The sequence below is a fragment of the Pseudomonas sp. A0308 genome (assembly GCF_044218815.1).
Classification (GTDB): Bacteria; Pseudomonadota; Gammaproteobacteria; order Pseudomonadales; family Pseudomonadaceae; genus Aquipseudomonas; species Aquipseudomonas iridis.
Genome location: NZ_CP162581.1, coordinates 4,184,792 through 4,205,744 on the forward strand (window position 1 = coordinate 4,184,792; position 20,953 = coordinate 4,205,744).

The 20,953-nt window shown below is 56.6% G+C and carries 16 protein-coding genes; 7 read left to right on the forward strand and 9 right to left on the reverse strand.

What is annotated here, in order from left to right:
- The first annotated feature begins 274 nt into the window (after positions 1-274).
- The 6 genes from AB4P92_RS19340 to AB4P92_RS19365 all read left to right on the forward strand — a co-directional run bounded on the left by AB4P92_RS19340 (position 275) and on the right by AB4P92_RS19365 (position 8,984).
- Positions 275-1,813, forward strand: a complete 1,539-nt coding sequence (locus tag AB4P92_RS19340; RefSeq protein WP_395598016.1) for an N-6 DNA methylase — start codon at positions 275-277, stop codon at positions 1,811-1,813.
- Between the two features lie 5 nt (positions 1,814-1,818).
- Complete coding sequence (locus AB4P92_RS19345; protein ID WP_395598017.1) at positions 1,819-3,003, forward strand: restriction endonuclease subunit S; 1,185 nt, start codon at positions 1,819-1,821, stop codon at positions 3,001-3,003.
- A gap of 144 nt (positions 3,004-3,147) precedes the next feature.
- Positions 3,148-3,837 carry a hypothetical protein gene (locus tag AB4P92_RS19350; protein ID WP_395598018.1) on the forward strand — a complete coding sequence of 230 codons (690 nt, stop codon included), beginning with the start codon at positions 3,148-3,150 and terminating at the stop codon, positions 3,835-3,837.
- Position 3,838: 1 nt separating this feature from the next.
- The gene (locus tag AB4P92_RS19355) at positions 3,839-7,249 is read left to right on the forward strand and encodes a DEAD/DEAH box helicase family protein (RefSeq protein ID WP_395598019.1); all 3,411 of its coding nucleotides are present in this window, start codon (positions 3,839-3,841) and stop codon (positions 7,247-7,249) included.
- A 54-nt stretch (positions 7,250-7,303) separates the two neighbouring features.
- Entirely contained in the window at positions 7,304-8,068 is a 765-nt protein-coding gene (locus tag AB4P92_RS19360) for a YaaW family protein (protein ID WP_395598020.1), read from the forward strand.
- Positions 8,061-8,984, forward strand: coding sequence for a hypothetical protein (locus tag AB4P92_RS19365; RefSeq protein ID WP_395598021.1), 924 nt, complete (start codon positions 8,061-8,063; stop codon positions 8,982-8,984). The genes AB4P92_RS19360 and AB4P92_RS19365 overlap by 8 nt, the downstream gene beginning before the upstream one ends.
- A 359-nt stretch (positions 8,985-9,343) precedes the next feature.
- On the opposite strand, the gene AB4P92_RS19370 is transcribed toward AB4P92_RS19365, so the two are convergent.
- From AB4P92_RS19370 to AB4P92_RS19410, 9 genes are all read right to left on the reverse strand, one after another.
- On the reverse strand, positions 9,344-10,090 hold the full coding sequence (locus tag AB4P92_RS19370) for a helix-turn-helix transcriptional regulator (protein WP_115146495.1): 747 nt from the start codon (positions 10,088-10,090) through the stop codon (positions 9,344-9,346).
- A gap of 222 nt (positions 10,091-10,312) precedes the next feature.
- Positions 10,313-10,840, reverse strand: coding sequence for an inorganic diphosphatase (gene ppa, locus AB4P92_RS19375; protein WP_003205933.1), 528 nt, complete (start codon positions 10,838-10,840; stop codon positions 10,313-10,315).
- 112 nt (positions 10,841-10,952) lie between these two features.
- Positions 10,953-11,765, reverse strand: coding sequence for a zinc-dependent peptidase (locus tag AB4P92_RS19380; protein WP_042561273.1), 813 nt, complete (start codon positions 11,763-11,765; stop codon positions 10,953-10,955).
- A gap of 4 nt (positions 11,766-11,769) precedes the next feature.
- On the reverse strand, positions 11,770-12,420 hold the full coding sequence (locus AB4P92_RS19385) for a DedA family protein (protein ID WP_042561272.1): 651 nt from the start codon (positions 12,418-12,420) through the stop codon (positions 11,770-11,772).
- 250 nt (positions 12,421-12,670) lie between these two features.
- Positions 12,671-13,132 carry an N-acetyltransferase gene (locus AB4P92_RS19390; protein ID WP_016773002.1) on the reverse strand — a complete coding sequence of 154 codons (462 nt, stop codon included), beginning with the start codon at positions 13,130-13,132 and terminating at the stop codon, positions 12,671-12,673.
- 115 nt (positions 13,133-13,247) lie between these two features.
- The gene (gene eutC / locus AB4P92_RS19395) at positions 13,248-14,075 is read right to left on the reverse strand and encodes an ethanolamine ammonia-lyase subunit EutC (protein WP_395599681.1); all 828 of its coding nucleotides are present in this window, start codon (positions 14,073-14,075) and stop codon (positions 13,248-13,250) included.
- Positions 14,076-14,077: 2 nt separating this feature from the next.
- A complete protein-coding gene (locus AB4P92_RS19400; protein WP_042561271.1) occupies positions 14,078-15,472 on the reverse strand; it encodes an ethanolamine ammonia-lyase subunit EutB in 1,395 nt (464 codons plus the stop codon).
- 52 nt (positions 15,473-15,524) lie between these two features.
- Positions 15,525-16,976: an ethanolamine permease gene (gene eat, locus AB4P92_RS19405; protein WP_042561270.1), complete on the reverse strand. Its 1,452-nt coding sequence runs from the start codon at positions 16,974-16,976 to the stop codon at positions 15,525-15,527.
- Positions 16,977-17,186: 210 nt separating this feature from the next.
- On the reverse strand, positions 17,187-18,707 hold the full coding sequence (locus tag AB4P92_RS19410) for an aldehyde dehydrogenase family protein (protein ID WP_042561269.1): 1,521 nt from the start codon (positions 18,705-18,707) through the stop codon (positions 17,187-17,189).
- Between the two features lie 301 nt (positions 18,708-19,008).
- Here AB4P92_RS19410 and AB4P92_RS19415 point away from each other — a divergent pair, with 301 nt between their 5' ends.
- Positions 19,009-20,913, forward strand: a complete 1,905-nt coding sequence (locus AB4P92_RS19415; protein WP_261736576.1) for a sigma-54-dependent Fis family transcriptional regulator — start codon at positions 19,009-19,011, stop codon at positions 20,911-20,913.
- The last annotated feature ends 40 nt before the right edge of the window (positions 20,914-20,953 follow it).

Sequence of the window (20,953 nt, forward strand, 5' to 3'; positions counted from 1 at the left end):
GCTGATGGGTGTTTTTGAACTGACCGACGGGCGAGTATAAATTAACGCTCGCTGAGGATGCCTCCGCGAGTCAGCGCTGTTGCCGTGAAAACGTAAGCCGCTGTGTCCCAGCACACTCACACATTGAATGGCTGACCGAAAAGGGTTTTGTCCTACAGAACATCCCTGCGCAATAAATTCCTCCGTCTGGCATACGCAAGCTTTGCCTAGGCGCTATCATCCCTCACTTTTTTGCGCCTGCTGATCGGGCGCGTGAGCTATGGAGCAACACACGGTGATTACCGGCGAACTCAAAAGCAAAATCGACGTTATCTGGGCCGCTTTCTGGTCGGGCGGTATCTCCAACCCGATGGAGGTTATGGAGCAGCTGACCTATTTGTTGTTCCTGCGTCGTCTGGATGAGTTGCACACCCTGGAAGAGAACAAGTCCAATCGTCTGAAACAGCCGATGGAGCGCCGCATCTTCCCTGAAGGCCTCGACGCGCGGGGCTGCAATTACAACGATTACCGTTGGTCGCACTTCAAGAACCTGGCCCCGGCGGACATGTTTGAAGTCATTGCCGATCACGTGTTCCCGTTCCTGAAAACCATCGGCAGCGATGACTCCACCTACAGTCATCACATGCGCGATGCGCGCTTCACTATTCCGACGCCGGGGCTGCTGGCGAAAGTGGTGGATTTGCTCGACGACATCCCGATGGATGATCGCGACACCAAGGGCGACGTCTACGAATACATGCTCGGCAAAATCGCCAGCGCCGGGCAGAACGGTCAGTTCCGCACGCCACGACACATCATTCAGTTGATGGTTGAACTGACGGCGCCGCAGCCGAACGACGTGATCTGTGATCCGGCCAGTGGTACTTGCGGTTTTTTGGTCGCCGCGGGTGAATATCTGCGTGAGAAGAATCCTAGCCTGTTGCTGGATGCTGCACAGCGTGAGCACTTTCACCATGGCATGTTCCACGGTTTTGATTTCGACAACACCATGTTGCGGATTGGCAGCATGAACATGATGTTGCACGGGGTGGAAAATCCGGATATTCGCTATCGCGATTCTCTGGCGGAAAATACGGCAGGGGAAGCTGAGCATTACAGTCTGATTCTTGCTAACCCGCCGTTTGCCGGAAGTTTGGATTACGAAAGCACGGCGAAAGACCTGCAGAAAATAGTTAAAACTAAGAAGACCGAATTGTTGTTTTTGGCGTTGTTTTTGCGTCTGCTTAAGCCGGGTGGTCGTGCGGCTGTGATTGTTCCTGATGGTGTGATGTTCGGGTCCAGTAAGGCGCATAAAGAGTTGCGTCGGATGATTATTGAAGATCATAAATTGGATGGTGTCGTAAAACTTCCAAGTGGTGTGTTTAGACCCTATGCTGGTGTCGCTACTTCAATTTTACTCTTTACTAAAACTAATTCTGGTGGCACTGACAGCGTTTGGTTTTATGATCTGCAAGCCGATGGTATGAGTTTGGATGATAAACGCATTCCACTGTTGTGTGAGGAGAAGATAGGAGTTGTCCCTGTTGTGGCGCTCGTCGAGGAGGATCACGTAAACAACAATCTTCCTGATGTGTTGAGTCGTTGGAAAGCTCGCAAAGGGACAGAGACTGGACGTCCTCGGACTGCACAGAGTTTTTGTGTTGAAAAATCCGAAATAGTTGCTCAAGGCTATGATCTGAGTTTGAGTCGCTATAAGGAAATAGTGCATGATGTAGTAGAGTACCGATCACCCAAAGAGATATTGTTGAGTTTGGAGGCGTTAGAGGAGGAAATAAGGTTGGGTGTGCAGGGGTTGCGAGGGTTAATAGATTGAATTTTGTGTCTGAGGTATTACTGCTTAGCCAAGTTTCTGAGTTAAATCCTAAAGTGTCTAGGATTTTTGAATGCGATGAGTTGGTTTCTTTTGTTTCTATGTCTGCGGTTACTGTAGATGGTGAAACTTCGGAAGGTGAAGACCGGCTCTACTCCGAGGTAAGTCGAGGATACACGGCATTTAAAAGTGGAGACCTGTTGGTTGCGAAAATTACTCCATGCTTCGAAAATGGGAAAATTGCTCAGGCAACGCTGAGCAGGAGCTATGGATTTGGTTCCACGGAGTTTCATGTAATACGACCAAATTCTGAGCGGCTGGATTCGAGATATCTTTTTCATTTCTTACGCCAGAAAAGTATACGACTTGATGGTGCTCTTAAAATGACGGGCAGCGCTGGTCATCGTCGTGTACCCGCAAGCTTCTTTTCTGGATTAAAAATATTAGTTCCTCCGATAGTGGAGCAAAGGCGTATTTCTTCAATTTTAGATAAAGTAAGGTCTTTGATTTCTAAGCGCTACTTATGTTTAAGGTTGTTAGATTTACTGTGTTTGAGTTTTATGGAGGAAGTCTTTAGCGAGGCGGAAGAAAAAGACTCTTGGATGGATGTAGTGGTAGGTGATGTTTCTGAAGTGCAGGGAGGGCTTCAGGTTACCAGTGCCAGAAAATCCAACTCTAAAGAGGCTCCTTACCTTCGTGTTGCCAATGTTTATCGTGGGTTTCTTGATCTTGGTGAGGTCAAGAAAATTCGTGTAACAGATGCGGAGTTAACTAGAACTTTGCTTGAAACGGGTGATGTCTTAATTGTTGAGGGGCATGGTAATCCTGAGGAAGTCGGTCGTTGTGCTCTGTGGGATGGTACAGTAGATGGGTGTACGCACCAAAATCATTTAATTCGTGCCCGGTTTGATGTGCAGAAAGTTCTGCCGCGGTTCGCTTGCGACTACTTGAATTCGTCGCGTGGGCGACGTCATTTGTTTAGAGCGGGTAAAACTACCTCGGGCTTAAATACTATTAGCGTTTCTGATGTTCGCAGCGCTCCTTTATTAATTCCACCGTTAGCTATTCAGCAACAGTATTTAAATCGAACAGAAATAATTGATGCGATACGGCTTCAGAATAGAGAGCACCTCGCTGAACTTGAAGTGCTCTTTACCTCCCTCCAACACCGAGCCTTCCGAGGCGAACTCTAACCCATGCGCGGCTCCCTGCTCCCAGTCTGGTCCCGAACCTGGCGCGAGCTCTGGAGCCCCTTGGCGCGGCACGGATCGGCGCCGGCCGATCTATTCTGCGAGTTGTACCGGGCGTTGATGCCTGCCTTAAAAACGCCCCCATCCATGGCCGCTCTGGCCGAGATCATCGACGATCCACCTCAGAGCGTTCGAGCCTTCCGGCAGATCAGCGCCGATGACCTGATCGACGAATCATCCCTGCTCAGCTTCCTGCAAACCGCCTACGAAGTGCTCGACGAACTGGCCGGCGACGCACTGGCCAATGCGTATTTCAATCGCCTCGCCAACTTCATCGACACCTACAACCTCAACTATGAACTACGCCGCCCCTGTCGGTTGTATCCGACAGTCCCCGGCCTGTTCGCCAATCTGGTTCAAGGCCTGCGCAACAGCAACGCCGAGCATCCGCACCTGCATACCCTGCAAAGGGATTTCGACGAAGCCTTCCGCGACCTGCACGACAGGGGCGGTGAAGGGCGGATCAAAACCTGCCTGCAGAAACAGATCAATCTGCTGGAAGCCCTCGGTCGCAATAATCCGCAGGTCAATGAATACGCACTGTCGAGCATCTGCGACCAACTCCCGCACTGGCCCCACGCCAAGGTTCGCCAAGCGCTGAAAAGCCTCTATGGTTTCACCTGCGACTATCCCGGTATTCGCCATGGCGGTAAGCCCGGTAGCGTGGAAGGCAATATAGAGATGCGCGATATGCTGGCACTTTGTATCCTACTCACCGGATTCACTCCCTACCTGACCGATCGGCTGGACGTTGCCGCCATATTTCAAGGACGTTGATATGAGTAACTTTGCCTTCTTGCGCGCTGAATGGCCCGGGCTGCATGCCGAGGCGTTGAAGGCTGAAGCCAATGTGCTGGCGGATCCGCGCACGTCCTGCTTCTACGCCCGGCGCACGCTGGAGTTGTTGGTGGCGTGGTTGTTCCAGGCCGATCGCAGCCTGAAGCTGCCGTACAAAAGCGACCTGTCGGCGTTCCTGTTTGAGCCAACGTTCAAGACCCTGACCGGGCCGATGCTCCACGCCAAAATGGAAGTCATCCGCAAGCGGGGTAACGATGCCGTGCACAGCGCCCGGCAAGTGCGCGAGCAAGACGCCAAAGCAGTGCTCAGCGAACTGTTTCATGTGGCCTATTGGTTGGGGCGGCATTACGCACGCAGCGCGGCGGGCAAACCCGATGGCGCGCTAAAGTTCGACGCGGCGTTGTTGCCCAAGCCGCCGCAAATCGCCGCCACGCAAACTCAGGCGCAACTGCAAAAGCTTGAACGCGAACTCGCTCAACGAGACGCCGCGCTGGCGCAAGCACAGAAGAAAAACGCCGCGCTGGATCAAGAACTGGTCCAGCTACGTGCTGATGTGGCCGCTGCCAAAGCCGCCAACGCCAGTCAGCCGGATAACCACGATTACAACGAAGCACAAACCCGTGACCTGTTTATCGATCAGTTGCTGCACGAGGCAGGTTGGCCACTGAATGCTGCCCGTGATCGCGAGTTTGAAGTCGCGGGCATGCCAAATAGCAAAGAACAAGGTTTTGTCGATTACGTGCTGTGGGGCGACGACGGCAAACCGCTGGCGTTGATAGAAGCCAAGCGCACGCAGCACGATGCCCGCAAGGGCCAGCAGCAGGCCAAGTTGTACGCCGATTGCCTGGAGGCGATGTTCGGCCAGCGCCCGCTGATCTATTTCACCAATGGCTACGAACACTGGCTGTGGGATGACTTGCTTTACCCGCCGCGCCTCATTCAGGGCTTCCACAAGAAGGCCGAATTGGCGTTGCTGATTCAACGTCGCAGCAGCCGCAAGAAATTGGGCGAGGCGACGATTGATCCGCTCATTGTCGAACGGCACTACCAGCAACGGGCCATTCGCCGTATCGGTGAAACCTTCGAGCAGGATCACCAGCGCAAAGCGTTGGTGGTCATGGCGACCGGGGCCGGCAAGACCCGGACAGTCATCGCTTTGAGCGATTTGCTGATGCGCTGTAATTGGGCCAAACGCATTCTGTTTCTGGCCGATCGCGTGGCCTTGGTCAATCAGGCTGCGAATGCGTTCAAGAAGTTTTTGCCTAATGCGGCGCCAGTCAATCTGGTGACCGAGAAGAACACCGAGGGCCGCGTCTACGTCTCGACCTACCCAACGATGATGGGTCTGATCGATGAGAAGCAGGAAGGGCAGCGGCGCTTTGGTGTCGGTCATTTCGATCTGATCATCATCGATGAGGCGCACCGTTCGGTATATCAAAAATACGGCGCGATCTTTTCCTACTTCGATGCGTTGCTGGTTGGCCTGACGGCGACGCCTAAAGACGAAATCGATCGGAACACATACAGCCTGTTCAACCTTGAAAGCGGCGTACCGACCGATGCCTACACTTTGGATGATGCGATTGCCGAGGGTTATCTGGTCAAACCGCGTGGGGTTTCGGTGCCGCTGAAATTCCAGCGCGAAGGGATCAGTTACGACGCACTCTCTGAAGAAGAGAAAGACCAGTGGGATGAACTCGAATGGGGGGAAGAGCAAGTAGTCCCGGACGAGGTCAGCGCTGATGCGGTCAACCGCTGGTTGTTCAATACCGACACGGTCGACAAGGTGCTGCAGACCTTGATGGAGCGCGGCCACAAAGTGGCGGGCGGCGATCGGCTGGGCAAGACGATTATTTTCGCCAAGAACAACGCACATGCGGAGTTCATCGCCGAGCGGTTCGACGCGAGCTATCCGGACAAGAAGGGTGCTTTCGCTCGGGTGGTGACTTACAAAACCGATTACGCACAAACGTTGATCGATGACTTCTCGATCAAGGACAAAGCTCCGCACATCGCCATTTCCGTGGACATGCTCGACACCGGCATCGATGTGCCGGAAGTGGTCAATCTGGTGTTCTTCAAAATTGTTCGCTCCAAAGCCAAGTTTTGGCAAATGGTGGGACGTGGAACGCGTTTGTGCGAAGACCTCTTCGGGCCAGACCAGGACAAAGAGGACTTCTTCATCTTTGATTTCTGCCAGAACCTGGAATATTTCAACCAGAACCCTGAGCCAACTGAGGGCACTTTGAGCGAGCCACTGGGGCAGCGTTTGTTCAAAGCGCGTTTGCAGATGTTGGCGGCGTTGGATCGACGCCGAAACAGTGTTGATGCCAGAGAGTCTTGTGGCACCTATTCGGTCATCTATAGCGACGACGAACTTCGAGATGACATTGCCCGTGGGTTACACGAGCGAGTCAGTGCCATGACGCTGGATAACTTTGTGGTTCGACCAAAGCGTTACTGGGTTGAGCGGTTCTCCGCTGCCGGTATCTGGAAAGACCTCGGTGACACCCAACTGCAAGAGCTTGCTGAACATCTGTCCGGGCTACCCACCCAGTTGGCGGAAGAGGATGAGGAGGCCAAGCGTTTCGACCTTTTGCTGCTCAGACTGCAGCTATGTGTTCTCAATGCTGAGCCAGGTTTCGCCAGCTTGAGCGAAAAGGTTCGGGAGCTGGCTGAGGCACTGTTGGGCCAAAGCAACATCCCGGCGATTGCTGAGCATTTGCTGATAGTAGAGGCCGTAGCGAGTCAGGAATGGTGGGAAGACGTAACGGTGTCGATGCTGGAGCAGGCGCGTCGCAAACTACGCAGTTTGATCAAATTGCTGGAAAAGGGACGGGGTGTTCGCGTCTATACCGATTTTGAAGACGAGTTAGGGCAAATCGACGAAGTGATTATGCCTTCGATGGTGAACCCGGCAAGTTTTGAGCGTTTTCGTGACAAGGCCCGTGCGTTCCTGCGGGCGCATCAGGATCATTTGTCACTGCAGAAGCTGCGACGTAATCAGCCGCTGACTGCGCTGGATCTTGAAGCGCTTGAGCAGATGCTGGTTGAAAGTGGGGCGGGTGTTGGGGAGATCAGTCGAGCGCGTGAACAAGCTAAAGGCTTGGGTCTGTTCATTCGCTCCTTGGTTGGGTTGGATCGTGACGCAGCAACTGATGCGTTGTCGGGTTTTTTGGCAGGAAGAGCACTGAATGCCAGCCAGATCGAGTTCAGCAATTTGGTGATACAGCACCTCACGGAACATGGGGCGATGGATGCGAATCTGCTCTATAAATCGCCGTTCACCGATATTACACCTAAAGGGCCAGATGACTTGTTCGACTCAAAACAGGTGGATGAGTTGTTTGCGGCGCTTCAAAAGATCGAGGCTGGTGCCCGCGTAGCTTAAGGCTCATCACTGAATTTATAGACATGGATTAAAAGGATTAAAAGGAGCTGCACGATGACTTCAATTTCAACCAAAGACGTGATGGCAAAAGCTTCGAATGAGGATCTGAAACCTCTGGTCGAATACATTCTTAAAGCCAGTACTACGGAAAGCTTGTCTGGGAAAGAACTCTACAAAGTGCATAACCCCAATCATCAACGCTATCCCGGTCTGATACTCGATGAGATCCGTTTGTTCGGAGGCAATAGTTTCGTCAACCTCTTTCGCAGTGAGGGGCCGGACTACCATGAGGTTGTGAAGGATGTAGCCAGCAAATTTGGCGTAAAAGAAATCGACTCCTTCAGTCTGGTTCAGCTCGAGGAAGAACTGATTCAGAAGATTTTGCGCGACGCATTGAAAAAAGCTGAGGGGCAAGAACGTGCGGACATGGAGGCTATTCTTAAAGAGGCCGGTCTCGGTAAAGGCGATCTGGGGGCTTTGTTGTCCGGAGCATCTCTCCTGACTTTGTTAGGGGCCAAAGCAGCAGGTGTGGTCACTTACCAATTGTCGGCAATCATTGCCAGTGCCATGGCGAAGCAGCTTTTGGGTTATGGCATCAAGTTCGCCGCCGGCGGTGCAGCTAGTGTTGTTCTTGGACGTGGGGTAGCAGTGCTGATGGGGCCTATTGGCTGGATTCTCACTGGTGTATGGACTGCAATTGATTTGGCGGGGCCCGCATTCCGCGTAACCGTACCTTGCGTCCTGCATATTGCGATGCTCAGACAAAAAATGATGTGCGCTCAGATGAGCTCGGCATTTGAGGGCGCTTTCGATGATTGATTTGAGCGTTGTATTCAAAGTGCCTGAGTGGCTCGCGGCTGGACTTCAGTCTGGTGAGCTTGAGCGTGTCGGCGGTGTGATCCGGGATAAGGTCACGAAAAAGGTCGTTGCCTGGTTGAGAGAGGGTGATTCCGTCAGTACTGAGCCGCCATCAGAAGTGCTTGATGGACAGCTGTCGAAGTTGATGATGCAAGGCCAAGTGTTGATGGGACTTCAAGTCGCCAACCTGGTTGTGAGTGCTGTCGGCTTTGCCATGATCTATCGGAAGCTTCAGGGCATTGAACGGCAGCTGTCTGTGATTGGTGATGCTGTTAACGATGTGAAGGCGAAACAGGAATGGCTTGAAGATAAAGATTGGATGGCCAAATTTGCACCTGTGAAGGCGGCGATGAGTACGCTGGCCGATTTGCAGCATTACGTTTCGCCGAAGCTGGTTCACGATAAGTTATTTACCGCTGAAACTCAGTGTTCTGTCGCGCAAAATTACTTTCATGACGTGATTCGCAAGCTCACTTCGGATAACAAAGAGTATCTACGTGCCTTTGAGCTATCGATGAGCTATCGCTCATGGTTGGCCTCAGGACAGGGGCGAATTCAGGCGCTTTCGGAACTAGGGGAGCAAAAAGCTGCACTTACTGTTGCTCAGAATCTCACCGCTGATCACGCTGAGTTTGGGAAGACCCTTACAGCGATTTTGAGTGATCCATTGCGACGTTTCGTCCCCGGAAACTACGACCAGCAAGCGAGCGCCAGTTTGGTTGGCTTAGCCAATCAGGCAACACAGGTGCATCAAGTGCTGAAGGGGAATGTGCTGCAGCTTGATTTCATGCACGAGAACAAACTGCTGCCGTCTGATTTGCCATCGGCTGAAGCGTTGGATCAGCAAGGAATGTTGATCTACCTCGCTAATCGTTGAGGGACACTTTCCAGCAGGCATTAAAAAGCCGGCTTGTGGCCGGCTTCTCGGGGACTGGCTTGGCCTATTTTTGGTAAGCCTTGCCAGCCTTCAAAACGTACACCCGGATCTGCGTCCGGCTGTGGGACTTGGTCAGACGTTGGTCTGCCGCGTCGGGCGTCATCTGAGCCGCGGGAGCGGGGCGATGCGCAAATGTGGGGCGCAGGATACTGAGTTTTGCTTTGGATTCCCAGTGTGAAGTGCGGGTTAGAGCGACTGCAGCGGTACAAATCAGGATTTTGTACTGTTTTTTAGGGCCTCTTCGCGGGCTAGCCCGCTCCCACAGGGTTCTGTGTGAATCCTGGATCAGACAAACCAATTCAGAGAAATGGCACCACCGGCCGCCGTTTGCTCAGCGTCGACCACCAGAACACCCAACCCAATATATGGATCCGCTGCTCTTCGATTTGTGCGGGGCGGAAGACTTCGTCGGGATATTCAGCGCTGTTGTGGCTGCGCAGGCGCAGGCCGTTGCCGGGCATGCGATGCAGGTATTTGATGCGTAGCATGCCGTCGTGTTCGATGGCGTAGATTTCGCCGTCGACGACTTGGGTGAGGCCGCGGTCGATGGCGACGATGGAGCCGTCATCGATGCGGTCGGCCATGCTGTTGCCGATCATGTGTGCGCAGATAGCGTCGCCTGGGCGGATTTCCAGTTGATCGAGGTGCGCGCGTAGCAGGCGGATGGACAGGTCCGGGTCCTGGATGACGTGGGTTTTTCCAGAGCCGTTGGTCTGCGGTGTTTCTTTGAAGAACGCCAGATCGATGTCGTTGGGGTCGATGACGTTGTAGACGCCACGGATGGTCTGGGCGTCGAAGGTGTCGCCGTTGCTCGCGGGCGGGGTCAGGCTTGGTATCTCTTTGGTGCCTTCGCCGGTTTTCAGCCATTCGCTGTTGACGGACAACAGGCGTGAGACTTCTTCCATGCGATACGCCGGGACGCCCCGGGTGTACCAGTTGTGGACATTTTGGGCTTCCGTGCCCCAGAACTTTGCGAAACCCGTGGTGGAGATGTTCGCTTTTTCCAGGAGTGCCTTGAATCTTGGACCGCTAGTGTTCTTTCTCATAAACACGGAGTCTACGGCCGTGCTAGAGGGGTTTGAATAAACTTGGCGTTCAAAAACGGGCTGAATTTTGCGACTGGATGTAAGACGTTCTTGTGGGAAATTAAACAAGTTAAAACCGTGTCGCGCAGAGTTTAAACAGTCCGTTTAAGGGGGATGTTCTCGCACATAAAAAACCCCGGATCGACCGGGGTTTTATCCAAGCATCACGCAGGTTGCATGGACTCAGCCTTTGTAGGCAGCAACCGACTTGGTGATCGCTTCGCGGGCGGCGTCTGCACCGGCCCAGCCTTCGATCTTGACCCATTTGCCTTTTTCGAGATCTTTGTAGTTCGCAAAGAAGTGCTCGATCTGCTGGATCAGCAGCGGTGGCAGGTCGGTGTATTCCTTCACGTCGACGTACAGCTGGGACAGCTTGTCGTGTGGCACTGCGATAACTTTGGCATCGCCGCCGCCGTCGTCAGTCATGTTCAGGATACCAACCGGGCGAGCGCGGATTACCGAGCCTGGCGCAACCGGGTAAGGGGTCACAACCAGCACATCGAGGGGATCACCGTCGTCAGCCAGGGTGTTCGGGATGTAACCGTAGTTGGCCGGGTAGAACATTGGGGTGGCCATGAAACGGTCAACGAACAGGCAATCGCTGTCTTTGTCGATTTCGTATTTGATCGGCGCGTGGTTGGCCGGGATCTCGATCGCGACGTAGATGTCGTTCGGCAGGTCTTTGCCAGCCGGAATCTTGCTGTAGCTCATTGGGCGTTGCCCCCGTAGTTGACCAAAAACACTTGGCCGGATTGACCAAAAAGTGGCGGCGATTATAGGCATATTCTGCCGTCGACGCCATGAACCTAAAGTCGTGCAGAACTTAGTCGTGCGCCTGATAGACCGGGTCGCTGGCCTGAAGTTGCCGCAACCTGCCCAACGGGTCCTGCCGATAGAAAAGCTGCAGTTGCGCGTAGACCTGCGGATAAGCCTCGTGCAGCAGATCCGGGGCGCTGAAGAAGTATTCGCTGGTGACGGCGAAGAACTCGGCCGGGTTCTCGGCGGCGTAAGGATCGATGGCGGTTTCTGCGTCGGGATTGTCGTCGAGCTGGCGGTTGAGATCGTCGTAAGCCGTCTGCATCACATCGGCCCAGTCGCTGACGCGCATGTCGGTGTGCAGCGGCGGCAGGCCGTTGGCGTCACCGTTAAGCATGTCGAGTTTGTGCGCCAGTTCGTGAATCACCAGGTTGTAGCCCTCCCAGCCACCACTGGCCATCACGCCCGGCCAGGCGAGGATGATCGGCCCCTGCTGCCAGGCTTCACCACTGTGTTCGCCATCCCATTCGTGCTCGACGCCACTGGCATCGCGGTGACGCTGTGGGCTGAGGAAGTCGTCGGGATAGAGGACGATTTCGTGAAAACCCTGATACCAGTTCAGATCGCCCAGATGCAAAAGCGGCAATTGCGCCTGGGCGGCGAGCAGCAGGCGTTGCTCCTGATGCAATTCGACGCCGGGCAGGGCGCTCAGGTGTTTGTCTTCGAGAAACAGCACACAGGCTTCGCGCAGCCACTGATCTTCTGCGGGCGTGATGCCATCAAGAAAGCTCAGGTGATGGCGTACCTGTTGCCACATCTCGTCGGCAATCGGGTGCCTGGCCAGAATGCGCCGGCGGCGCCAGGCGCTCAGCGACCACATCGGCTTAGTGCGATTGGACTTTGGTGCCGCCGAATCGGCTGCGCACCACGCCGATGATCATCGGAATCAGCGACAGCAGAATGATGGCGACCACCAGCAACGACAGGTTTTTCTTGATGAACGGTACGTTGCCGAAGAAGTAACCCAGGGTCACCAGTCCGCCCACCCAGAGGATGGTGCCCAACACGCTGAAACCGAAGAAACGCGGGTACGGCATCCGTGCTACGCCGGCGACGAACGGTGCGAAAGTCCGGATGATTGGCAGGAAGCGCGCCAGGGTCACGGTTTTGCCGCCGTGCTTGTCATAGAAATCGTGGGTCTTTTGCAGATAGTCACGGCGGAAGATTTTCGAGTTCGGATTGCTGAACAGCTTTTCGCCAGCCGTTCGCCCGATGACGTAGTTGGTGCTGTCGCCCAGGATCGCAGCGAGCATCAGCAGACCGCCCAACAGCACTGGGTCCATGCCGCCGCCAGCCGCAACAGCGCCGGCAATGAACAGCAGCGAATCGCCAGGCAGGAACGGCATCACCACCAGACCGGTTTCACAGAAAATCACCAGAAACAGGATGGCGTAGATCCACGGCCCGTAGTTGTTCACCAGCAAGTCGAGGTAAACGTCGAGATGCAGGATAAGGTCGAGCGGGTTGAAATCCATGGGGGCACCTGTATGGCGGCCCTACTCAGTGGGCCTGTGCGGATGACTTCGTGTAAGCCTACAGCGGGATGTAGTTTTTCTTACAAGCCGGGAAGATCGGGATTATACGGTTTGAATGATGACGCGCGTGTTGGTTTTGTAGCGCGGGATGTCGAGGTGTGAGGAATTGTCAGAGATACGGAGTTGTGGGGGCGTGAGTTTTTGTGGCGAGGGAGCTCCCCTGGCCACAAATAGACTCGTCAAACTAGCGTTATAGCTCGTCGCTGATCGGCAGTACGTAGTTCTTGAACTCTGTGTCTTCCTTGAAGCCAATCGATTCGTAGGTTTTCTGCGCCACTTCGTTGTTGGCACTGGTGGAGACGCGCATGCGCACGGCCTGGGTTTCCTTGGCCATTTTCTTCGCGGTACGGATCAGGTTGTCGGCGACCAGTTGGCGCCGAGCGTCTTCGGCGACGTAGATGTCGTTGAGGATCCACACGCGTTTGAGCGACAGCGAGGAGAAGCTTGGATACAGCTGACAGAAGCCCATCAGCTTTTTGTCGTCATCATCGGCCAGAGCCAGATAGATCACCGACTCTTTGCGGCGCAGGCGTTTTTCGAGAAACGCGCGGGAGGAATCCGGGTAAGGCAGGGAGCCGTAGAACTCGCGATATTTGACGAACAACGGAGTCAACAAATCCAGATGTTCGAGGGTCGCTTGAATAATCCGCATGATAGGTCTCGTCTTCAAGTGGCTGTCTTCAACTGCTCTGACGGCGATGGGAAACCCTGGCGGCCGTGCGTCGATCCTGCCTTAAACCAGCGCAGAAACGCAATGCGGAAACGGTTCAGGCTGGGGGCGGATCGAGTAGGAAGTTTCCTTTCATGTCCGCTCCTGCGTCCGACTCCAGCGTCTGAACCTGTGCTTCGTCCTTCAGGTTGACACCCGACAGCTGTCGCCGACAGGCTTCGCGCATCAGGTACAGCAAGCGATGCGCCGCCATGCCGTAGCTCAAGCCTTCAAGCCGTACGTTGGAAATGCAATTGCGATAGGCGTCGGTCAATCCGATTTTTGGATTGTAGGTGAAATACAAACCGAGGCTGTCCGGCGAGCTGAGGCCAGGGCGTTCACCGATCAGCATGACGACCATTTTTGCGCCGAGCAGTTGACCGATCTCGTCGCCGACGGCAACGCGACCCTGTTCTACCAGAACGAGGGGCGCAATCGACCAGCCGTCGCCGCCCATTTGCTCTTCCAGCCGGAGCAGAAACGGCAGCGTATGCCGATGCACCGCCAGCGCCGATAGACCGTCAGCCACGACAATCGCCAGATCGACGCCGCCCGGATGGGCCGCTGCGTAATCGCGCAAGGCCTGCGCTGACTCGTCGCTGAGCTTGCGTCCCAGATCCGGACGTTGCAGGTAGCTGTTGCGGTCCACCGCTGCGCTGTGCAAAAGCAGGCTTTCGCGCCCACGCTCACTCAGTTGTGCACTGAGTCCGGCATGATCGAACGGCAGATGCACCGCATCCCGCGCCTGAGCGTGGGCGTACTGGAAATCCAGTTGCGCGCTGGTTGGCAGGCTGGTGCCGGTGCGGCCGAGGGCGATTCGCGCCGGTGTCAGGCGACGCAGTTCCAGCCATGGGTTTTGTGGGTCGACAGGCGGTTTATCCATCAGGCTCATCCCAGTTGCGCCAAGGCCTGGCGGAAGGCCGGCGGCAGGTTGTTGCCGAAGCGGACCTTACCGTCCGCCTGGGTGAAGATGCCCATGTTCGCCAGCCACTGTTCAAATTCCGGGGCTGGTTTCAGGCCCAGAGTCTGGCGCGCGTAGAGCGCGTCGTGGAACGAGGTGGTCTGGTAGTTGAGCATGATGTCGTCGGAGCCGGGGATGCCCATGATGAAGTTGATCCCCGCCACACCGAGCAGGGTCAGCAGGGTGTCCATGTCGTCCTGATCGGCTTCGGCGTGGTTGGTGTAGCAGATGTCGCAACCCATCGGCACGCCGAGCAATTTGCCGCAGAAGTGATCTTCGAGGCCGGCGCGAATGATCTGTTTGCCGTTGTAGAGGTATTCCGGGCCGATAAATCCTACGACGGTGTTCACCAAAAACGGCTTGAAATGTCGCGCCACGGCGTAGGCTCTTGTCTCGCAGGTCTGTTGATCGACGCCGTGGTGAGCGTTGGCCGACAAGGCGCTACCTTGCCCTGTTTCGAAATACATCAGGTTTTGCCCGAGGGTGCCGCGGTTCAGGCTTAATCCGGCGTCGTAGCCTTCCTGCAATACATTCAGGTTGATGCCGAAACTGGCATTGGCCGCCTCGGTGCCTGCGATCGACTGGAATACCAGATCCAACGGCACGCCACGGTTGATCGCCTCGATGGAGGTCGTGACGTGGGTCAGCACGCAGGCCTGGGTCGGGATGTCGTAGCGCTGGATGATCGCGTCGAGCATTTCCAGCATCGCGCAGATCGAGGCGATGCTGTCGGTGGCCGGGTTGATGCCGATCATCGCGTCGCCGTTGCCGTACAGCAGGCCGTCGAGAATGCTCGCGGCGATGCCGGAGGGCTCATCGGTGGGGTGATTCGGTTGCAGGCGGGTCGACAGGCGCCCGTGCAGACCGAGAGTGCCGCGAAACTTTGTGACCACGCGGATCTTCTGCGCCACCAGCACCAGATCCTGCACGCGCATGATCTTCGACACGGCGGCGACCATTTCCGGAGTCAGGCCAGGGGCAAGGGCTCGCAGACTGGTTTCGTCAGCGGCGTCGCTGAGCAGCCAGTCGCGAAAACCACCGACGGTGAGGTGGCTGACCACGGCGAAGGCCGGTTTGTCATGAGTGTCGATGATCAGCCGAGTGACTTCATCGGCTTCGTAGGGAATCAGTGCTTCCTGTAGGAAATGTGTCAGCGGAATGTCGGCCAGCGCCATTTGCGCGGCCACGCGCTCGCCGTCGTTGAGAGCGGCAACACCCGCGAGAAAGTCCCCGGAACGCGCCGGGCTGGCCTTGGCCATGACGTCCTTGAGGCTGTCGAAGCGGTAGGTCTGGGCGCCAACCGTGTGAGCGAAACTCGCCATACAGAATTCTCCGTGACGGCGCAGGTCTGTCCTGCGCCGTGGTTTTCGGCAGTCAGTGCAGGGCTTTTTCAGCGTTCTGAATCGCCGCGAATTCTTCTTCCGGCGTACCTGCTACCAAGTGATGTCGACTGTAGAAAGCAAAGTAAGCAATTAACACTCCATAGATGATAGCGGCGCCGATCACGACCCGTGGGTCGACCAGGAACCCCGCGATGACGGCGATGCAAGCCAGCACCAGCGCCACGCCGGAGGTGAAAATGCCGCCAGGCGTGCGGTACGGCCGATCCATTTTGGGGCGGCGGATGCGCAGCGTGATGTGCGCCGCCATCATCAGTACGTAGGAAATGGTCGCGCCGAACACCGCTACCAGAATCAGCAGGTCGCCCTGGCCGGTCAGTGACAGACCAAAACCGATGATCCCTGGAATGATCAGCGCCAGCACTGGCGCCTTGCTTTTGTTGGTCTGGGAGAGTTTTCGTGGCAGGTAGCCTGCGCGCGACAAGGCGAAAATCTGCCGCGAGTAGGCATAGATGATCGAGAAGAAACTGGCGATCAACCCGGCCAGGCCCACGAGATTGACGAAACCGCCCATCCAGGTCGAGCCGCCATAGGCTTTGCTCAGCGCTTCAACCAGCGGGTTGCCCGACGTCAGCAGAGAATTGGCACCCGCACCACCAGGCCCGACGATCAGGATCAGCAGGGCAAAGGCCAGCAGCACCAGCATGGCGCCGATGAGCCCGCGTGGCAGGTCACGTTTAGGGTTTTTGGTTTCTTCGGCGGCCAACGGCACGCCCTCAACGGCGAGGAAAAACCAGATCGCGTAAGGAATCGCCGCCCAGACGCCGACATAGCCGAACGGCAGGAAAGGGCTGGCGCCGGCAGCACTGGTCACCGGGATGTCGAGCAGGTTGGCGACGTCGAAGTGCGGCACCATCGCCACCAGAAAAACGCCGAGCGCCAGCGCTGCGACGGCAGTGATGACGAACATCAGCTTCAATGCTTCGCCGACCCCGAAGATGTGGATGGCGATAAAAATGATGTAAAACGCCAGATAAATCATCCAGCCGCCGATGCCGAACAGCGACTCGCAATAGGCGCCGATGAACACGGCAATTGCGGCGGGTGCGATGGCGTATTCGATGAGGATCGCGGTACCGGTCAGGAAGCCGCCCCACGGGCCGAACGCGCTGCGGGCAAAGCCGTAGCCGCCACCGGCGGTGGGAATCATCGAGGACAGTTCGGCCAGGGAAAAACACATGCACAGATACATGGTGGCCATCAGCAGCGTCGCGAGGAACATCCCGCCCCAACCGCCCTGCGCCAAGCCGAAGTTCCAGCCTGCATAGTCGCCTGAGATCACATACGCGACGCCAAGCCCCACCAGCAGAACCCAGCCGGCGGCGCCTTTTTTCAATTCGCGTTGTTGGAAGTAGTCCGAGCCGACTTTTTCAAAGTCGACGGATGAGCCGGTCGCCGGAGCGCCAGCGGGGGATTCGATAGGCATAGGGTTCACCATTTTTATTGTTTTATTGGCCCAGTTGCAGAGCCAGGGACCATGGGTTGAATCGCACATCGCTTTCGCGAGCAGGCTCGCTCCCACACTGGATGTGTGTCGGGTCGAGCATTGCGGGGCACGCAATTCCCTGTGAGAGCGAGTCTGCTCGCGAAAGCGGTCGAAAGGGCGAGCCAGGAATACCTGCCTCGCCCTGATGCTTTAGAAGAAGCCCAGCGGATTGATGTCGTAGCTCACCAGCAGGTTCTTGGTCTGCTGATAGTGATCGAGCATCATTTTGTGGGTTTCACGACCAACGCCGGACTTCTTGTAGCCGCCGAACGCGGCGTGCGCCGGGTACAGGTGATAGCAGTTGGTCCAGACGCGACCGGCCTTGATAGCCCGGCCCATGCGGTAGGCGCGGTTGATGTCGCGGGTCCACAGGCCGGCGCCGAGGCCGAACTCGGTGTCGTTGGCGATGGCCAGGGCTTCGGCTTCGTCCTTGAACGTGGTGATGCTCACCACCGGGCCGAAGATTTCTTCCTGGAACACGCGCATCTTGTTGGTGCCTTTGAGCAAGGTCGGCTGGATGTAATAGCCGGTCGACAGATTGCCCTCGAGTTTTTCCACTTTGCCGCCGGTCAGCAGCTCCGCGCCTTCGCCCTTGGCGATTTCCAGGTAGGACAGGATCTTGTCGAATTGCTGCTCGGACGCCTGGGCGCCAACCATGGTGTCGGTGTCCAACGGGTCGCCACGTTTGATTTGCAGAACTTTCTTCATCACGACGGCCATGAACTCGTCGTAGATCGATTCCTGAACCAGTGCGCGAGACGGGCAGGTGCAGACTTCGCCCTGGTTGAAGAACGCCAGCACCAGACCTTCGGCAGCTTTCTCGATGAAGGTCGGCTCGGCCTGCATGATGTCTTCGAAGAAGATGTTCGGCGATTTGCCGCCCAGTTCCACGGTGGACGGAATGATGTTTTCAGCAGCGCATTTCATGATGTGCGAGCCAACCGGCGTCGAGCCGGTAAAGGCAATCTTGGCGATGCGTTTGCTGGTCGCCAGCGCTTCGCCGGCTTCTTTGCCGAAGCCCTGCACAACGTTCAGCACGCCCGGCGGCAGCAGGTCGCCGATCAGTTCGACCAGCACGGAAATACCCAGCGGCGTTTGCTCGGCAGGCTTGAGCACCACGCAGTTTCCCGCCGCCAGCGCTGGCGCGAGTTTCCAGGCGGCCATCAGGATCGGGAAGTTCCACGGGATGATCTGGCCGACCACACCCAGTGGTTCATGGATGTGATAAGCCACGGTGTTGCCGTCGATTTCGGCTGCGCTGCCCTCCTGGGCGCGGATGCAACCGGCGTAGTAGCGGAAGTGGTCGGCAGCCAGCGGGATATCGGCGTTTAGGGTTTCGCGGATGGCTTTGCCGTTGTCCCAGGTTTCGGTGATCGCCAGCAGTTCGAGGTTCTGTTCGATACGGTCGGCGATTTTCAGCAGGACCAGCGAACGCGCCTGCACCGAGGTTGCACCCCAGGCGTCAGCGGCGGCGTGGGCGGCATCCAGTGCCTTGTCGATGTCTTCGGCAGTGGAGCGGGGGAATTCGGCAATCGGTTGGCCATTGACTGGCGAAGTGTTGGTGAAGTACTGACCTTTGACAGGCGCGACGAACTCGCCGCCGATGTAGTTACCGTACTTGCTCTTGAACGAGACTTTGGCGCCTTCAGTACCGGGGTGAGCGTAACGCATGATGATGTTCTCCTTGGCTTTGTACTTATTAGAGAAACGCGCAAGTGCGCTTGCTATAAGCGTAGAGCAAAGGTCGGGCCACCGCCGTGCGGGTCATGTAAATCAAGGCGTTGCGTGGTTTCTGTCGGACGGGCGGATCGCAGCTGTGACGGTTTCGGTACAGGCTGAGTGACAGTTTGTACCGCTTTTGGCACAGCTGGTGACCGGGCAGTCTTGCCAGCATTGCAAACGCTGGTTGGCTGGAGGATGCTGGGCGTCACCTCAGCATTGGGCCGTCGAGCTTCGGGGAGAACAATAAGAAATGCACAATAATCATTTGAGTCGCCATGCCCAACAGGTGCTCACCGTTACCCAGGGCAAACCGCACCTGCACGGGCCCGGAGCCGATCCGTCGATAGCCCGGTCGTGGCTGCGCTGTGTTGAGGACTATCACCTCGACCCAGCGCTGAGCATGGCGCCTACCGTGCTCGAACATGGGCGCGTTCTTGAAAGCCGCGAGCGCCTGCAACAGGTGTTGCAGATTGCCGGCAATGAGATGAGCAGCCTGCATCAGCAACTCTCCGGTGCCGGACACGCGGTGCTGCTGACCGATGCCCGTGGGGTGATCCTCAACTGCGTTACCGCGCCGGCCGAACGCAAGATTTTCGAGCGTGCCGGCCTCTGGCTCGGCGCCGACTGGAGCGAAGCCTGTGAAGGTACCAATGGCATCGGCACTTGCCTGGTCGAACGCCAGGCGCTGACCATTCATCAGGATGAACATTTCCGCGGGCGCCACACCGGCCTGACCTGCTCGGCGAGCCCGGTGTTCGATCCGCACGGCGAATTGCTGGCGGTACTTGATGTGTCCTCGGCACGTCACGACGTCTCGCGGCAGAGCCAGTTCCACACCATGGCGCTGGTCAACCTGTCGGCGAAGATGATCGAGAGCTGCTACTTCCTGCGCTGTTTCGATAATCAATGGTTGCTGCGCTTTCATTTACAGGCCGAGTCCGTCGGGCTGTTCAGCGAAGGGTTGCTGGCATTTGATGGAGAAGGGCGGATCAGTGCAGTCAACCAGAGCGCGCTGAACCTGCTGGGGCACATCCGCGGTGGATTGCTCGGTAAACCCGTCGAGGCGTTTTTCGATTGTTCGCTGGATGAATTGCTCGGTCGTGCGAGTGCCAACGCCAGCGCGAGTTGGCCGTTACGCACCCGTGACGGGCGAAATCTGTTTGCGGTGTTACGCGGCGAGTCGCGCAAAACGACGCCGATCATGCCCGCGTCGGTCGTGGCGCAGGCTCCGCGCCTGTCGGGGATTTGTCTCGGTGACGCGGCGTTGCAGGCGGACTTTCGCAAAGCCCTGCGGGTTTTCGAGCGTGATGTGCCGCTGTTGATCAATGGTGAAACGGGCTCCGGCAAAGAGGCTTTCGCCAAGGCTGTGCATCAGGCCAGTCAGCGCGCGAGCAAAGCCTTCGTTGCCCTCAATTGCGCGGCGATTCCTGAAAGCCTGATCGAAAGTGAGCTGTTCGGCTATCGCGGAGGCAGTTTTACCGGCGCGCGCAAGGACGGCATGCGCGGCAAACTTCAGCAGGCCGATGGCGGCACATTGTTCCTTGATGAAATCGGCGACATGCCGTTGGCCTTGCAGACCCGTCTCTTGCGAGTGCTTGAGGACCGGCAAGTGGTGCCGATCGGCGGCGAGCCGGAAGCTGTCAACGTGCGGATCATCAGTGCGACTCACCGCAATCTTCTGGAGCGAGTCGAGAACGGCAGTTTTCGCGAGGATCTGTATTACCGGCTCAACGGCCTGGAAGTGGCGTTGCCGGCGTTGCGTGAGCGCAGTGATAAATCGCAGCTACTGGATTTTCTGCTGGCCGAAGAGGCGGGCGGCGACGTGTTGGTGATTGATGAGCCGGCGCGTCAGGCGTTGTTGGCGTTCAACTGGCCGGGGAATGTGCGGCAGTTGCGCAACGTCCTGCGCACGCTGGCGGCATTGTGTGATGAGGGGCGGATCGGGCTGGAGGATTTGCCGGTGATGATTCGCCAGGCACGGCCACAGGTGTTGGAGGTTTGCTCATCCGAACATCCGCTGGAGGATGCCGAGCGGTTGGCGTTGCTGAATGCCCTGGAACAGCAACGCTGGCATATGACGCAGACGGCGCAGCAGCTTGGGGTCAGTCGCAATACCCTCTATAGAAAGCTGCGTAAACACGGGATTGCCCGCTAAACCGCGCCGCACCGTTCGCGAGCAGGCTCGCTCCCACAGG

Coding starts and splice junctions, on each gene's coding strand:
- AB4P92_RS19355 (WP_395598019.1), top strand. CDS start 3,839: ATGAGTAACTTTGCCTTCTTGCGCGCTGAATGGCCCGGGCTGCATGCC.
- AB4P92_RS19410 (WP_042561269.1), bottom strand. CDS start 18,707: ATGCGTTACGCTCACCCCGGTACTGAAGGCGCCAAAGTCTCGTTCAAG.
- AB4P92_RS19350 (WP_395598018.1), top strand. CDS start 3,148: ATGGCCGCTCTGGCCGAGATCATCGACGATCCACCTCAGAGCGTTCGA.
- AB4P92_RS19360 (WP_395598020.1), top strand. CDS start 7,304: ATGACTTCAATTTCAACCAAAGACGTGATGGCAAAAGCTTCGAATGAG.
- AB4P92_RS19370 (WP_115146495.1), bottom strand. CDS start 10,090: ATGAGAAAGAACACTAGCGGTCCAAGATTCAAGGCACTCCTGGAAAAA.
- AB4P92_RS19415 (WP_261736576.1), top strand. CDS start 19,009: ATGCACAATAATCATTTGAGTCGCCATGCCCAACAGGTGCTCACCGTT.
- AB4P92_RS19400 (WP_042561271.1), bottom strand. CDS start 15,472: ATGGCGAGTTTCGCTCACACGGTTGGCGCCCAGACCTACCGCTTCGAC.
- AB4P92_RS19365 (WP_395598021.1), top strand. CDS start 8,061: ATGATTGATTTGAGCGTTGTATTCAAAGTGCCTGAGTGGCTCGCGGCT.
- eat (WP_042561270.1), bottom strand. CDS start 16,976: ATGCCTATCGAATCCCCCGCTGGCGCTCCGGCGACCGGCTCATCCGTC.
- AB4P92_RS19390 (WP_016773002.1), bottom strand. CDS start 13,132: ATGCGGATTATTCAAGCGACCCTCGAACATCTGGATTTGTTGACTCCG.
- AB4P92_RS19380 (WP_042561273.1), bottom strand. CDS start 11,765: ATGTGGTCGCTGAGCGCCTGGCGCCGCCGGCGCATTCTGGCCAGGCAC.
- ppa (WP_003205933.1), bottom strand. CDS start 10,840: ATGAGCTACAGCAAGATTCCGGCTGGCAAAGACCTGCCGAACGACATC.
- AB4P92_RS19385 (WP_042561272.1), bottom strand. CDS start 12,420: ATGGATTTCAACCCGCTCGACCTTATCCTGCATCTCGACGTTTACCTC.